Source organism: Nocardia cyriacigeorgica, from assembly GCF_005863245.1.
Classification (GTDB): Bacteria; Actinomycetota; Actinomycetes; order Mycobacteriales; family Mycobacteriaceae; genus Nocardia; species Nocardia cyriacigeorgica_C.
This window is the reverse complement of record NZ_VBUT01000007.1, coordinates 16,748-30,235: the sequence shown is the minus strand read 5'-3', so window position 1 is coordinate 30,235 and position 13,488 is coordinate 16,748. Positions and strand designations below refer to the sequence as shown.

Annotated in this window: 12 protein-coding genes; 3 read left to right on the top strand and 9 right to left on the bottom strand. The window is 68.6% G+C overall.

Going from position 1 to position 13,488, the window contains the following annotated elements:
• Window positions 1-212: 212 nt before the first annotated feature.
• Entirely contained in the window at window positions 213-1,859 is a 1,647-nt protein-coding gene (locus FEK34_RS18480; protein ID WP_138449236.1) for a class I adenylate-forming enzyme family protein, read from the bottom strand.
• A gap of 328 nt (window positions 1,860-2,187) precedes the next feature.
• Between FEK34_RS18480 and FEK34_RS18475 the strand changes: the two genes are divergently transcribed.
• The gene (locus FEK34_RS18475; protein WP_138449233.1) at window positions 2,188-2,925 is read left to right on the top strand and encodes a DUF6319 family protein; all 738 of its coding nucleotides are present in this window, start codon (window positions 2,188-2,190) and stop codon (window positions 2,923-2,925) included.
• Window positions 2,926-2,941: 16 nt separating this feature from the next.
• On the opposite strand, the gene FEK34_RS18470 is transcribed toward FEK34_RS18475, so the two are convergent.
• From FEK34_RS18470 to FEK34_RS18460, 3 genes are read right to left on the bottom strand one after another with little or no spacing between them, the layout of a single operon-like run.
• Window positions 2,942-4,468 (bottom strand): GGDEF domain-containing protein, encoded by a 1,527-nt coding sequence (locus FEK34_RS18470; protein ID WP_138449231.1) that lies wholly within the window; start codon window positions 4,466-4,468, stop codon window positions 2,942-2,944.
• On the bottom strand, window positions 4,468-5,037 hold the full coding sequence (locus FEK34_RS18465; RefSeq protein WP_138449229.1) for a hypothetical protein: 570 nt from the start codon (window positions 5,035-5,037) through the stop codon (window positions 4,468-4,470). The genes FEK34_RS18470 and FEK34_RS18465 overlap by 1 nt, the downstream gene beginning before the upstream one ends.
• Window positions 5,034-5,591, bottom strand: a complete 558-nt coding sequence (locus FEK34_RS18460; RefSeq protein WP_249359376.1) for a pyruvoyl-dependent arginine decarboxylase — start codon at window positions 5,589-5,591, stop codon at window positions 5,034-5,036. Before FEK34_RS18460 ends, FEK34_RS18465 begins: the two co-directional genes overlap by 4 nt.
• 138 nt (window positions 5,592-5,729) lie before the next feature.
• On the opposite strand from FEK34_RS18460, the gene galK reads away from it, so the two are divergent.
• Both galK and FEK34_RS18450 read left to right on the top strand, forming a co-directional pair.
• The gene (galK, locus tag FEK34_RS18455; RefSeq protein ID WP_138449227.1) at window positions 5,730-6,869 is read left to right on the top strand and encodes a galactokinase; all 1,140 of its coding nucleotides are present in this window, start codon (window positions 5,730-5,732) and stop codon (window positions 6,867-6,869) included.
• Window positions 6,870-7,247: 378 nt separating this feature from the next.
• Window positions 7,248-8,216 (top strand): hypothetical protein, encoded by a 969-nt coding sequence (locus tag FEK34_RS18450; protein ID WP_138449225.1) that lies wholly within the window; start codon window positions 7,248-7,250, stop codon window positions 8,214-8,216.
• Between the two features lie 168 nt (window positions 8,217-8,384).
• Here FEK34_RS18450 and FEK34_RS18445 read toward each other — a convergent pair whose 3' ends face one another.
• From FEK34_RS18445 to FEK34_RS18425, 5 genes are all read right to left on the bottom strand, one after another.
• Window positions 8,385-8,738 carry a hypothetical protein gene (locus FEK34_RS18445; RefSeq protein ID WP_138449223.1) on the bottom strand — a complete coding sequence of 118 codons (354 nt, stop codon included), beginning with the start codon at window positions 8,736-8,738 and terminating at the stop codon, window positions 8,385-8,387.
• A 410-nt stretch (window positions 8,739-9,148) separates the two neighbouring features.
• A complete protein-coding gene (locus tag FEK34_RS18440) occupies window positions 9,149-9,658 on the bottom strand; it encodes a GNAT family N-acetyltransferase (protein ID WP_138449221.1) in 510 nt (169 codons plus the stop codon).
• A 165-nt stretch (window positions 9,659-9,823) separates the two neighbouring features.
• A complete protein-coding gene (locus FEK34_RS18435; RefSeq protein WP_138449219.1) occupies window positions 9,824-10,525 on the bottom strand; it encodes a hypothetical protein in 702 nt (233 codons plus the stop codon).
• Window positions 10,526-10,928: 403 nt separating this feature from the next.
• Window positions 10,929-12,383 (bottom strand): PepSY-associated TM helix domain-containing protein, encoded by a 1,455-nt coding sequence (locus tag FEK34_RS18430; RefSeq protein ID WP_138449217.1) that lies wholly within the window; start codon window positions 12,381-12,383, stop codon window positions 10,929-10,931.
• Between the two features lie 475 nt (window positions 12,384-12,858).
• The gene (locus FEK34_RS18425; protein ID WP_171048275.1) at window positions 12,859-13,422 is read right to left on the bottom strand and encodes a hypothetical protein; all 564 of its coding nucleotides are present in this window, start codon (window positions 13,420-13,422) and stop codon (window positions 12,859-12,861) included.
• Between the last annotated feature and the right edge of the window lie 66 nt (window positions 13,423-13,488).

Here is a 13,488-nt window from a genome sequence, read left to right as displayed (position 1 = left end):
ACGGTGGCTCTGCCCAGGTGAACAGGGGCTTTCCTTACCGCGACGCTCTGTCACACTGGAGGGATACCGAACCGCTCCCGTTCGGGAGTGCGTCGGCCGGACGAATGGAGGCCGGGCATGGGCAGCGCCGAAATCCAGCAGAACCTGAACCGTCTGTTTCAGACCATCCAGACAGCGCTCTTCCTGCTGATCGTCTCGCTGTAGCCGGGCGATCACGGCTCCAGACCCGCGCGGATGACCTTCCCGGTGGCATTGCGCGGGAGCGCGGTCGTGGTGAGCCGCCACCGGGCCGGGACCTTGTAGTAGGCCAGGCGCTCGGCGGCGAACGCGCGCAACTCGTCTTCATCGGTGTCGGTGAGGTTCTCGACCACCGCCACTGCGGCCACCGCCTGACCCAGATCCGGATCCGGCACGCCGAGGACCGCGCTCTCCACCACCGCCGGATGTTCGTCGAGACACTGCTCGATCTCGGTGGGGTAGACGTTCTCGCCGCCGCGCAGGATCAGATCCGAGCGCCGCCCGGACAGCCGCAACCTGCCGTCCTCCAGCACGCCGATGTCGCCCGTGCGCAGCTTGCGATCGGGGGTGATCGCGGCCGCCGTCGCGGCGGGATCGTTCCAGTACCCGAGCATGACGTACGGTCCGTGCACCCAGATCTCGCCCTCCTCCCCGTCGGGCAGCTGGGCGCCGGTCTCGTCGTGGATCTCCACCGACACCCCGAGCACCGGGCGGCCGACGGTATCCGGGAAGGCGGCGAGCTCGGCCGGTGCGGCCAGGGTGGCCGCCGTGCTGCATTCGGTGAGGCCATAACTGGTGACCAGCGCGGTGCGGGCCACCGGAAGCTGCTCGCGCAGCCGCTGCTGCAACGCCGCCGAGGACGGCGCCGAATTCAGCGAGAACGCGCGCAGCGACGACAGGTCGTAGGCGCCGAGATCGCATTCGAGCATGCGCGTCGCCATGGTCGGCATGGCGCCCCAATTGCTGACCCGCTCCCGCTCGATCAGCCGCAGCACCCGGTCGGCCTCGAACGAGCCCTGATGGATGACCGCGGTATCCCCGCTGACCAGGCGCGGAACGACCAGATTGTGCAGGCTGGCGATATGGAACAGCGGTGAGGTGAGCAGGAATCGCCTGCCACCGTTGTCGGGGGTTCCGGTCAATTCCGCCGCGAGCGCGTCGTTGAAGCGGTGGTAGCCGATGACGGAGATGAGGTTGCGATGCGAATGCGTGACGCCCTTGGGGCGTCCGCTGGTGCCGCTGGTGTACAGGATGACGGCGGGATCGTCCTCGGCCACCGGCGTTTTCGGCAGCTCGCCGCCGCCGAACTCGGCGATCAGGGCCGCGATGTCGTGCTCCATGATGAGGACGGGAACGTCGATGCCCAATTCGGCGACGCGGGCGGCGCGTTTGGCGTCGGCGATCAGCACCGAGGGCGTGGTGTGGCCGAGGCCGTAGGAGATCTCCGGCGGAGCCCACCACGCGTTGTAACCGACCGCGATCGCGCCGAGGCATTGCGCCGCCCAGAATGCCACCACCCATTCCGGGGTGTTCGCGGCCAGGATGCCGACCCGGTCGCCCTTGCCGACGCCGTAGCGATCGCGCAGCGCCCGCGCCAGCGCGCCCGCGGCGGCCGCGTGCTCGGTGAACGACAGCCGCGTGTGCTCGGTGACCAGGTAGTCGCGATCGCCCCAGCGGGTGGAGGCCGCGAGCACATCGGCCAGGCTGCGTTCGCGGTGCACGAGCAACGGTGTCGGCGCGCCGAGTACCTGCTGCACTGTCATCTCGAACGGCCCACCGGGGCCGGTGAGCTTGCCGATGGCGGCCATGGTGAGCGCCTGCTGATCGACGGTTTCGGTCATCGCGGTTCCTGCCGTTCGTTTCTCCCGGGAGCCTCGCCGAGCGTCCGGGCTTGCCTGTTCCGAGTCCGTGCACCAGCGGGACTATTCCTAGAACGTGTTCTATTCTTATCGCAACCGGCTCGTCGTGGTAGCGGGATCGGCCCGATCGATGCGGATCGGCCAGGGCTGTCCGGGCGTGCTCGGGTGGGCGGATTCGCCGGGTGCGGGGAGAACTTGTCGGTGCGGTGCGGCATCATCTGTGCACGCAGGCCCCTTCACGAAACGCGAGAATTGCCCGGAGAGCCCCATGTCGTCGCCGCGAACAAAGTCCAAGAACACACCGCAACCCTTGTCGGACACCGAGATTGCGCAGATCGCCACCGAGATCGCCGATGGTCGCCCGCCGATGGTGTGGTTCACCGCCGCGGCTGTGGGAATACCGGAAGGGCGCTCGGGCAAGGTCATCGCCCTCGGTGAGCCGTCCGACGGTGATTTCCTGCAGATCCGGCCCACCGGTTCCAAAGATGTGCTGTCCTTTTCCCCGGCCGAGGTGACGATGACCAAGCCCGCGCGGGACAAGGCCGTCGCCCAGCCGAAGTCGACCACCAGGAAGGAATCACCCACCGTGACCAAGCCGTCGGCCCCGACGAGCACCGCGCCCACTCCTCCCGCCCCGCAGCAGGCCCCGAAACCCGCTGCCGCGAAACCGGCGCAGGAGTCTGCCGCCTCGAACGGTGCCGTCAAGCCCGCCCCGGCGCGTCAGCAGCCCGCTACGCCCGCACCGCCGAAGCCTGCCGCCAAGGCGCCCGCGCGCAAGTCGAAGGCGGCCGAGGTCACAGTCACCATCAGCGGCACCGCCGACGGTGAGTGGAGCGTCGACGTGGTCAACGGTAAGAAGCGCACCGTGCGGGCGCTCCCGGTGAACAGCGCCGCCGTCGCGCAGGCCGCGAAACTGCTGCACCCCGAAGTCTCCGAGGTGGTCGGCGGGATCATGGAGGCAGTGCGGGTCGCGCAGCTGGCCAAGGTCGAGCAGTTGCAGGCCGAGCTGGAGGAGGCCAAGAAGCTGCTCGCCGAGCTGCCCGACTGACCCGCCCGGGCGGCGCTCAGACCGCTGTCTCGCGCTGCCAGGGGCGGCGGACGGTCTCGGGCGTCGCGCGCGTCTCGTCTCGGAACGTGTCGTAGAAGGTGTAGCCGAGGGAGTACTCCTTGGCGTGGTACATCGCCGAATCCGCTTCCCGCAGTAGGTCGTAGATGTCGGCTTCGGCGGCGCGCGGGCCACTGCACGCCAGGCCGATGCTTGCGGTGATCGGCACCTCGCCCGCACTGAGTTCGAATGGGCGCATGAACGTGGCGAGCAGCCGTTTGGCGAGGCCGTCGGCCTCCTGCCGGTCGAGCGGAGCGAGGATGACGAATTCGTCGCCGCCGTACCGGGCCACCACATCCTCGCGGCGCACTGCCCGGCGGATCCGCGAGGCCGCGTTGGCGATCAGTTCGTCGCCGACGGCGTGGCCGTAGCTGTCGTTGATCATCTTGAATCCGTCGAGGTCGATGAACAGCAGGCACAGCGGTCGTTCGGCCCAGTGACCGCGATTGCGCGCCAGCGCCCGCAACAGCGCCGACCGGTTGAGCAGCCCGGTGAGCATGTCGTGGTCGGCTTGGTACTGGGCGCGTTTCTCACTGCGTGCGCTGCGCACGATGGCGCGCTCGCTGCGCACCAGCACCCCGATCAGCAGCAGCGCGCACAGCGTCGACACCACCACCCGGTCCACCGTGCCGAGGCGCGAACCCACCACCGGGATCAGCGACGCCACGATCAGCGCGACGGCAAGAAAGCTGGCGCGCTGGCGGGAATGGTGCGGATGGATCGGATGGGGTGCGCCGAGCGAGGTCATGGTCGGATGCAGGGCGGCGACCCCGACCAGGGTGTAGGCCAGCAGCAGCGGTGCGAGCAGCACGTCACGGCCCGCCACCGGAGTGCCGGCGACCTCGAGGTTGTAGCCGAGATCGCCGAGCAGGGCCAGCAGCAGCCCGCCGTGCAGCAAGCGCAGCGATGTCTCCGAACGCGTCGTCGTCGCCACCGAGTAGGCGACCAGGGCCAGCAGCAGTGCGTCGAGGATCGGATAGATCGCCGTCGCCACGGCGTGGCCGAGGTGGCCGTCGGTGCGGAGCGCGGGTGAGATCAGGAAGGTCCACGAGGCCAGCAGGGCGCCGAGCCCGATCAGCGCGGAGTCGAGCAGCAGATCGTAATCGGTGTGAAGCTGGCGGGGACGCAACCAGAACACCGCGGCCACTCCGATGCCGAGGTAGCCGGCCAGGGTGAAGGCGTCATCGAGGGGACGGGTGTCGGTGCCGGCGAAATCGCGTAGCGCGATGCCCGCCGCGAACGACACCGCCGACGCCGACAGCAGATACCACGGCAGCGGCCGCCGCGGGCGATGCCGACGCAGGCCGGTGCCGATCATGGTGAGTGCGCCGGCCACCACGACGGCCATCGTCGTCAGTGACAGCGCGGGGGAATCGAGCAGAGTTTGGAGCACGATCAAGACGATCGCGACGCCGGGGACGAACCGCAGCCACCGATGTCCGAAGTGCGATCGCCCACCCGCCGACTGCTCTCCGGTGAGTTCCATCAGCCCCCCTTCATCGCTCCCGTTCCGATGAATCGGGCCGCGTAGTAGGTCTGGGAATCCTCAACTGCTACTTCGACGTCTGCCTGCTCCTCGAGCACCGCTCGGATGCCGTCGGCGAAACAGAACCGAGTGTTGTTGTACGAACAGATGTCCCAGCCGACCGCGGCACGTTCAGCCACCAGAACCCGGACAACTGATTCGATCATGACATGAAACGCCGCCCCCTGTCGCGCACTTGGTGCAACAAGGGTGAAACCCGCGTAGTAGATCGCGTCGCGGGCCGCGTGTTCAGGGTATCTCGCAATGAAATACTCGGGGCTGATCCACGGCACCGTCTCCAAATGCCTTGTCAAGGTGGTCAGCCCGACGGGCTCGCCGGTGCCGGTGCGCGCGATGTGTTTCTGGACCCGTGGATCGCGCATCTCGGCCAGGAACTCCTCGCGATGCAGCACCTGCCTGGCCGCTGCCCTGGTCCGCAGCGGACCGAAGGCCTGCTCGTAGAGGCCGTGGAACAGTTCGGCGGGCTCGCGGCCGATCGCGGTTTCGACCGTGACGTGCAAGTGGTTCATAGTCGGCCCCAACCGGCCCCACCGAACGCCGCGAGCACCACCGCGCAGGCGGGACGGTCCTCGTAGCGAGTTTCTGTGGTGTGCAACCGAACCGGGCCGAAGTGTCCGCTGCGATGCCGGACCATATCGGCCAAGCTGGCTCGGACAAGGTGTTCGACCTCGTCGGCCGTGTCGGCCTCGTGCTCGACGAACAGGCCCGCACCGTCCTCGCGCCTCGTCCACCCGATGCCCGCGGCGGCGTGCGCACCTGCGATGTCGGCGTGCCCGGCGGCGTAGACGCAATAGAGGCGGTCGCCCCAAGTGATCGGGATGGTGATCCGATCGGCGGACTCGAGGTGGGCCGCCGCCGGAATCACCGAGGACAGCCGGATGAGATTCGCCTCGCCGACACCGAGCTCGCGCAGGGCAGCGTCGAATGCGGCCAGTGCGGTGGGCCCGGTACCGGTTGCTGCGGCGACCTGAATGATCGGCGCCGGCCTGCTCTCACGACGGCTGGTCGGGCGGTGCCGCAGCGGCCAGGACCGGCCGAAACGGCGGCGGACGGAATCGATCACACGTGCTCCCCATGTGGCCGGGCCCGCGGCAGGCGGGCGGGGTCAACCCTTCGGACCGAGCGTGACCGAGGATCGCCCTGCCCGCACCGTGTCGCGGTGAAACCACTGCTCGCACGGCGTGTCTCGTAGAGTGGAGCGATGCCCGACGATGGCAACGACGGCTTCGCGACCTGGGTGGCGCCCGGCCGGGTCAACATCATCGGCGAGCACACCGACTACAACGACGGATACGTGCTGCCGATCGCGCTACCGATGACCGTCGAGTGCGCGGGCCGGCGCCGCAGCGACGACCGGATCCTGCTCCGATCGCGGCAGCGACCGGGGGAGCGGACCGCGCTCGGGCTGGGCGCGCTCGAGCACGAGCGTGTCGCGCTGCCCGAGTGGGCGAGGTATCCGCTGGGCGTCGTGGCCGAGTTCGTGCGGCGGGGCCATCCGGTGGGCGGGGTCGAGTTGCGCATCGACGGCCGGGTGCCGATCGGGGCGGGCCTGTCGTCGTCGGCCGCGCTGTGCTGCTCGGTCGCCATCGCGCTGCGAGATCTGTTCGAACTCGGGCTGTCCGACCGCGAGCTGATCGACCTGGCGCGCACCGCGGAGAACCGGTACGTCGGTGTGCCGACGGGCATCCTGGACCAGTCGGCGGCGATCCTGTGCACCGAAGGGCATGCGCTGTTCCTCGATGTCCGGCGCTTCGACCGTGCGGAACCGGGCGCTGCCGAACAGATTCCGTTCGACCTGCGCGGATCCGGCCTCGAATTACTGGTGGTCGACACCGGCCATCCGCATCGCCTCGCCGAGAGCGGCTATGCCGAACGCCGCGCCCAATGTCTGGCCGCAGCAGCCGAATCGGGTGTGCGGTCGCTGCGCGAGATCGACTCCCTCGACGCCCTCGCTCGGCTGGACGACCCGGTACTGCGTCGTAGAGCGCGACACGTCGTCGGCGAGAACGCGCGGGTCCTCGAGGTTGTCGCGCTGCTGTGTGGGGGCGCCGACCCCCGCGAGATCGGGCCTGTGCTGACGGCCTCGCACACCTCGTTGCGCGAGGATTTCGAGGTGTCGACGCCGGCGTTGGATGCCGTCGTGACGGATGCGCTGGCGGCCGGTGCGTATGGGGCCCGGATGGTCGGGGGTGGGTTCGGCGGCAGCGTCATCGCACTCGTCGACCAGGATGCTGTCGATCAGGTGACCGCCGCGGTGCGAGATGGGTTGGTCGGCAACGGTTTGCCCGAGCCGCGGGTATTCATCGCAGCGCCTGCGGCGGGCGCACATCGCGTGGGGTGATCGTCGGCTCCGATGGCGGGTCGCTCGATACGCGTGGGTCTGGTCACAGGCTGCACTACGCCGTCACGGCACCTCGGTGGTTTGCGGACGCACCGAAAACTTCTCGATGCTGGCCTTTCGGCGCGCACGCCCAAATCTGGGCAGGCGACCATGAGGCTAAGTTACCGAAAAGTATTGTGGCGCGGGTCTCTTTATCGTCCAAACGTCATTTGACCTGCGTATCCGATGCTCTAATCTGGTGAACGTCGATGGCGACAAGGGCTCATCAAAAAGATGTGAACAAGCCCCTCGCATATCGCGCAGGGGTGGAATAAGCAATTCCGAAGGTTGAATTCGAATTTCATGGACAACGCACCCCACGGGCACCCCGACGTCGATATGCGGACCGGTTCGGAATTCCGATCCGGCTGGCAGTGCTGGTCGATCACGGCGCTGAGCGTGTTCACCCTGCTCCTCCTGTGCCAACCGTGGCTGTCGGCCTCCGGCCCGTACGGGAATGTGCGCACCGACGCATTCGGTCGGCTCGACGGCTCTGTTCCCGCACTGCGCATCTTCGACGAGCCGGTGGCCTCGATCAGCGGGTGGTGGGGCGCGTTGATCGCGGCGGCCGCGGTGGTCGCCTTGATCGGGGCCCAGCTGCATCGGATGATCGGCGTCGGACGGTCGGTGGCGATCGCCGCCGCCATGGCCAATGTGGTGTTGGTTCCGGTGACGCTGCTGTACCTCAACAGCAAATCGCCCGAGTTGAAGAAAATGACCGAAGATCATGACGAGCTGAAGGAAACGCTCGGCAACATCGTCAAGTCTCTCTTCGGGAACGGCGACAGCGGCCAGGAACCGGCCGCCGATCCGGCGCACCAGGCCGTGACCGCCGCGCTGACGGACCAGGCCCTGATCTGCTGCGTCGTCGTGGCGCTGACCGCCGTGATCGCCGTGTGCATACGGTCCCGGGTCTACCCGGCCGACAGCGCCGCCGATGTCCACGACGAAGTGTCCGCCCCGCCCGTGGTGGCCGGTCAACCGGCTCGTGCCGAGGACGTCGACGACATCATGGACCAGGTGTTCGAACGCATGGTGCAGCACAACCACGAACTGCTGGAACGGCGCACGGACGACGATGACGAGGCCGGCAGGCAGCGCCTGCTGCAACGAGGCGAGCGCCTCCGGCGCACCGACAGCGTCAGGCAGACCCGTCGCGAGCGACGCCCCCGGCCCCGGCCCGCGACGCCGGCGTCGGACAAGGCGCAGCCAACGCCCTGGGTCCCCGCTTCCCGAACCGGCCGGTCCGCCGGCCTCGCACAATCCTCGCCCGCACTGCTGTTTCCTCATGGCGGCTTGGACGATTGAACCCGCGCCTGGTCTGACACGGGTGCGGCGCGGGCGCCGATCGAGTGGTGGCGGCACACCGCTCGGTCGCCGCATTTCCTCGAATGGGCACGCATCTGATTCCGCCGAAAGTCGCGCCTGGACGCCAACAGTGGGCTCGCCCGGTCCGGTTGCTGTCGGTGGCCTGCGCTAGCATCGGTGCTCGGTCGGCACGGGTCGGCTGGATCGAGCTTGTCGAGGGGGGAACCGCTGATGCAATTCGTCGACGTATTGACCGGTCTGGAACCGCAGGTGTGGACCGATGGAACAGTCTGGGCGGCCTCCGCGGATGCGAACCTGGCCCGGCGCGGCGGCGGTGGCGGAGGCGGCGGTGAGGGCGACGAGATCGACTGGTTCTGGGGCGTTCTCTGCATCCTCGTCTTCGTGATCATCATCGGCGTGCTCATCTGGCTCAAGTACTCCGAGCGCCGAGACCAGCAACGGCAGCAACAACCCCAACAGTTCCCGCCGCACCAGCAACCGCCTTTCGCGCAGCAGCACCAACCTCAGCCACAATTCCCGCGGCCCCACCAAGCACATCCCCAGCAGCCTGCGCCGCCCTATCAACCCCACCAGCCGTACCCACCCCATCCGTACGGTCAACCCCCACAAGGCCGGCCCGCCTACCCACAGCAGTCCCCTCCGCCCTACCCTCAGGGCGCGTACCCACCCCCGAACCAGCCCTACCCCGCGCCCTACCCGCAACAGCCGCCCTACCCGCCGCAGTACCGCCCGTAGTCCGAGGCTCACAGGAAAGGCGCCGCCGCGACCGATTCCGGGGGTACACCTTCAGGGATGCACGTCAGTCGACAGCAACCCGCTCGCCGCCGGTCGATAGCGCCGGATCGATCACCGGCGCCGGCCACCGGCGCAATACCCCGGTCAGCAATGCACGCTGGGCTCGTCGCCGGTTTTCACGGTTCGCCTTCCAGCAGCAGACCCATGATCACCGCGTCCCACAGCTCACCGTTGCGCCGCCGGAAGTGCTGCCGCAGTACGCCTTCGACCTCGAAGCCTGCCCGGCGATACAGCGCCAGCGCGGCCTGATTGTGCGGCCACACCTTCATCCCGACCTTGTGGGCGCCCTTGTCCCGAGACCATTCGATCACCCGGTCCAGCAGTTGCGGCCCCAACCCCCGGCCGCGATGATCCGCGGCGACCATCATGGCGAAGCCGGTGACACCGGCCGAGTCGAACCGGACAGAGGCCATGCCGGCGATCCGTCCGTCGACCTCGGCAACGAACACCCCGTGCATGCCGGAACCGATCGTCGACTCCATCTTGCGGGCGGCGTCGGCGGTATCGAACGGTGGCTCCAGCCCGATCCACCTGCGTTCCGCCGCCACCTGCGCCAGCAGCTCGACGCACTCGTCCAGATCCGCCCGGACTGCTACCCGGACGGTCGACTCTTCACCCCTCGTCATGAGTCGATCCTCCTACTGCCTTGCGCCGGAGGCGTTTTCAGGGCGATCGACGAGCGCGGCTCCCGGCGGACATCGCAGCTGAACGTCGACGTTCCGTGCACGCGTGACCGCGGGAACGCTGCCGTGCCCCAGGGCACGGGAAGCCCGGGACACGGCAGCGTCGGATCACTTGGCTGGGAACGGGGCGTTGATCGTGGTGATGTACTGGATCGCGGCGCCGATGGCGACGGGGGCGGTGATCAGGATCTGGCCGACGACGGCGCCCAGGCTGCCGACGGCTAGGACGCCGCCGATGCAGCCGACGGCGGCCGCGGGGATGAACGGTCCGAACAATCCGACGATGGTGGCCGAGGCGATGGTGGCGCCGGCGATGCCGCCGAGCACACAACCCACTGCGGCGCCGCCGATTCCGCCGACCAAGGTCGCGACGCTGGCGCCGAGACCGATGGTGCTGGTCATGCGGCTCCAGGCGTCCTTCTCGCGCTCGTACTCGGACTTGTAGGTGGCCTTGTCCTCGAAGGGCAGGGCGACCGGGCGATACGCGGCATGGGCCAGGTCGAACTGCGGGGTGAGGGTCGCGGTGCGGCCGGAGATATCGGCGGCGATCGGGAATTCGAACTCGTCGACCCGGAAGCTGAGCGGCATCCCCGCCAGCACGGTGCCATTGGGCGCCTTGATCTTCAGCACGCGGTCCTCGACTACGAGGGAGCCCGCGTCGGTGCTGATGATGCTCGACGTCTCGGTCGCCGTCGCGGTGAAGCCGACCGCCTCTGTCTCCGGCTCGGGCGCGGCCTGTGCGGTGGCAGCGGTCAGTCCGAGCGCGGTGGTCGCGGCGACGGTGATCAGGGCGAGCTTGGTGATCTTCATGAGAGTTCTTTCCTTGTTCTGTGTGTAGAGGTGAAGGCGGGTCGTATCGGTACCGCCGATGCCGACAGGTGACGACCCGACGTGGTTGTGCAGCCGTCGTTGCCGCCCGTGCGGTGACGTGGGCATGGCTGCGCAGACTCGTTGCCGAGGCAGGCGTGAGCCGCACGGCTTCGGTTCCGAATTCGTTCGGGCACAGTCGATCCCGACGAGACAGCGGGCGCACTCGACCGGGCGCGCGCAGTCGAACGAGAAGGCACACTCGATCAGCGAGTACGCCCGCGCGCCGGCCTACGCCTGATTGTTCGAGGCGCCGCGGAACCCAATCCTCGGCTCAGCACCGAGGCGATGTATCGCACGACGAACCAGGCCCACCGCCCGGCGGGCCTACGTCGCGGAATCGGAGCTAGGCGGTGGCGCGGCTCCTGACGAGGCCGACGATCACGTCGACCACCAGGAACGCGAGCAGGCTGATCCCGATCAGCGGCGCGAACCAGCCGATCACCACCGTGACCGCGGCCAGCGGCACGATCAGCACCAGCGGACTACGCCGCAACCATCCGCGCTGTGGTGGCTTGCCGACGGCGATCCGCCCGGCCTCGCGGGTGGGTCGCCGCTTCCACCAGAGCAGATAACCGCGCACGATCACGGTGATCAGCCCGATCATCACCGCGAGCAGCAGCAGCTGGTTGAGCAGGCCGAACATCAGGCCCATATGGAACTGGATGCCCCAGTTGGACAGTTTGGCCATCAGCGGCCAGTCGGCGTAGGGCAGGCGCGCGGTGATCGCACCGGTGGCGCCGTCGACCGCGACGGCGTCGACGGTGTAGGTACCGGGCATGCGCCGTTCCTTGATCGAGAACGCCGTCGCATCGTCGGCGGGAATCGCGATTTCGGCGGGCCGATCGATGCCGGCAGCACGTCCGGCCTCGACCACCCGATCCAGCTGCGCCACCCGATCACCCGGGTTACCGGTCGGCATCGGCGTCGATCCACCGTGATGGTGGTCGCCGCCCGCATGCGTCGCCGGCGCGTCCGAGCCGGGCAGCGCGGTGCTGACGGCGGGCGTGGTCCAGCTGAGGTTCTCCCGCAGGTTCGCGATGTTCTCGCCGGCATAGGTCGACCAGGTCATACCCGTCGCCGCCAGCAGCAACAGCACGGGAAGGGTCCAGAAACCCACGGCGCCATGCCAATTCAGGGTGCGTCCGCGTCCGCTTCCGGAGCGGTCCGGGAGCAGCAGCCAGCCTGCGGAATTGCGGTCGCGCCGCGCCCGCACTCGCCGCACCCACAGCAGCAGGCCGGCCAGCGCGATCACCCACAGCCAGGACGCGGCCAGCTCGCTGTAGAGCCGACCGGGTTCGCCCAGGTGCAGGTCGCGGTGCAGTTTGTCGATCCAGGTGCGCATGGGCAGCGCACCCGAACTGCCGTAGACCACCGATTCGCCGACCGGTGTCGCGGTCGCCGGGTCGACGAACACCGCGCGGCGTTCGGATTCACCGAGCGCCGGATCGCTGAAGATGACCCGCGTGGTGTCGCCGGATTCGGGCGCCGGTGCGACCGCGACCAGCGTCAGATCGGGGCGGGTGGCGACGGCGGCATCGACCTGCGCCGAGATCGGTTGTGCGGGCCCGGTTGATTCGACGTGCAGCAGATCGCGGTTGACGATCGACTCCAGCGTCGGCGAGATCGCGTACAGCGCGCCGGTGATCGCCGCGATCAGGATGAACGGACCGACGAAGACGCCGGCGTAGAAATGCAGCCGCAGCGCCAATGCGCGCGCGGCGGCACCCACGCCGGACCGTCGCGGTCCGGGTGGGGAAGCGGACTCCTGCTGCGGAGTCTCGATATCGGTGGTACTCATCGTTGTTCGACTATGTCCTGGTATGAGACGCCCGGCCGTCGACGTGCACCTTCGGTACGACCTGGGGTGTTCGACGACAGCGCATAAGAGTGGGCGAGATGGACCCCGGACGCACAGAGACGATCGCGCGAACGCTGGATCACCGCTGCTCGGATCGGACCGGGCAACACAAGCGTCCAGCGCGTTGTGCCGAAGGGTGCGCCGCTGCGCACCGCCGGCCGCTCACGTACCGGCGCCGGCGCGTCACGTGCGTGATCACACGGCAATCACACGACCGGATGGCGACGCATCCGTCCGCGTGTGCGGCGACCTCACGTGTCTTCGGGTAGCGCTGAACACGCACAGGCGACCGCGGCGAGCCGGAACGGAACCGCACCAATTCACGCAGAGCGGTAGTGGCAACGACACGGGACTACGGCGATCACGCGCAATGCGTGCGGCATCGCGCACATCGTCTTGTGTCCGGGGAGGGAACTCAGAGACGAACAGCCGACGGCGGACCACGCGTCCGCGTCGATTCGGCCGCGAGCACCCACAGGATGACGCGATCACGATAACTGGTGCGCAGCGGCGCGGGCCCGGCGATCGCGGGCGGGTGATACCGCAGCGGCAGTACCCGCGCCAGTGCCGAGCCGCCGATGCGGTAGGCGAATTCCGTGCCCCGGATGAGGATGGCCGCGACCGCGACGGCCACGAGGTGCGCGGCGATCATCGCGGGCGTCAGTTGCAGGTCACCGTGATGCAGATGTCCGGAGCCCCAGCCCATGCTGAGGTGGCCCAGGAGCTGGCCCGCCGCGAGAACGGTGACCAGTCCGGCTGATCCGGTCCGCAATGGCGCGAGCCCGGCGACCAGCGCGCCGACGACCGCGGCGGCCGCGACGAGCAGGGCGAGGGTGGCGCTGCTCGGCGCCATCCCACCCGAGGCCCAGCCGTGCGCCGCCACCGACACCGCACCCGACAACGATCCGGCCGCCCCACCGCGCAACCGCGCGATGCCGCTGCGGTCATCCGCAGGGGGTCGGCCGAATCCGATAATCACGCGCTGATGATAACTGAGCGGTATTCGGCCGATGACTACCTCGGCGATCGGAGGTAGCGGGCGGAC

Coding starts and splice junctions, on each gene's coding strand:
- FEK34_RS18480 (WP_138449236.1), bottom strand. CDS start 1,859: ATGACCGAAACCGTCGATCAGCAGGCGCTCACCATGGCCGCCATCGGC.
- FEK34_RS18470 (WP_138449231.1), bottom strand. CDS start 4,468: ATGGAACTCACCGGAGAGCAGTCGGCGGGTGGGCGATCGCACTTCGGA.
- FEK34_RS18465 (WP_138449229.1), bottom strand. CDS start 5,037: ATGAACCACTTGCACGTCACGGTCGAAACCGCGATCGGCCGCGAGCCC.
- galK (WP_138449227.1), top strand. CDS start 5,730: ATGCCCGACGATGGCAACGACGGCTTCGCGACCTGGGTGGCGCCCGGC.
- FEK34_RS18450 (WP_138449225.1), top strand. CDS start 7,248: ATGCGGACCGGTTCGGAATTCCGATCCGGCTGGCAGTGCTGGTCGATC.
- FEK34_RS18440 (WP_138449221.1), bottom strand. CDS start 9,658: ATGACGAGGGGTGAAGAGTCGACCGTCCGGGTAGCAGTCCGGGCGGAT.
- FEK34_RS18435 (WP_138449219.1), bottom strand. CDS start 10,525: ATGAAGATCACCAAGCTCGCCCTGATCACCGTCGCCGCGACCACCGCG.
- FEK34_RS18430 (WP_138449217.1), bottom strand. CDS start 12,383: ATGAGTACCACCGATATCGAGACTCCGCAGCAGGAGTCCGCTTCCCCA.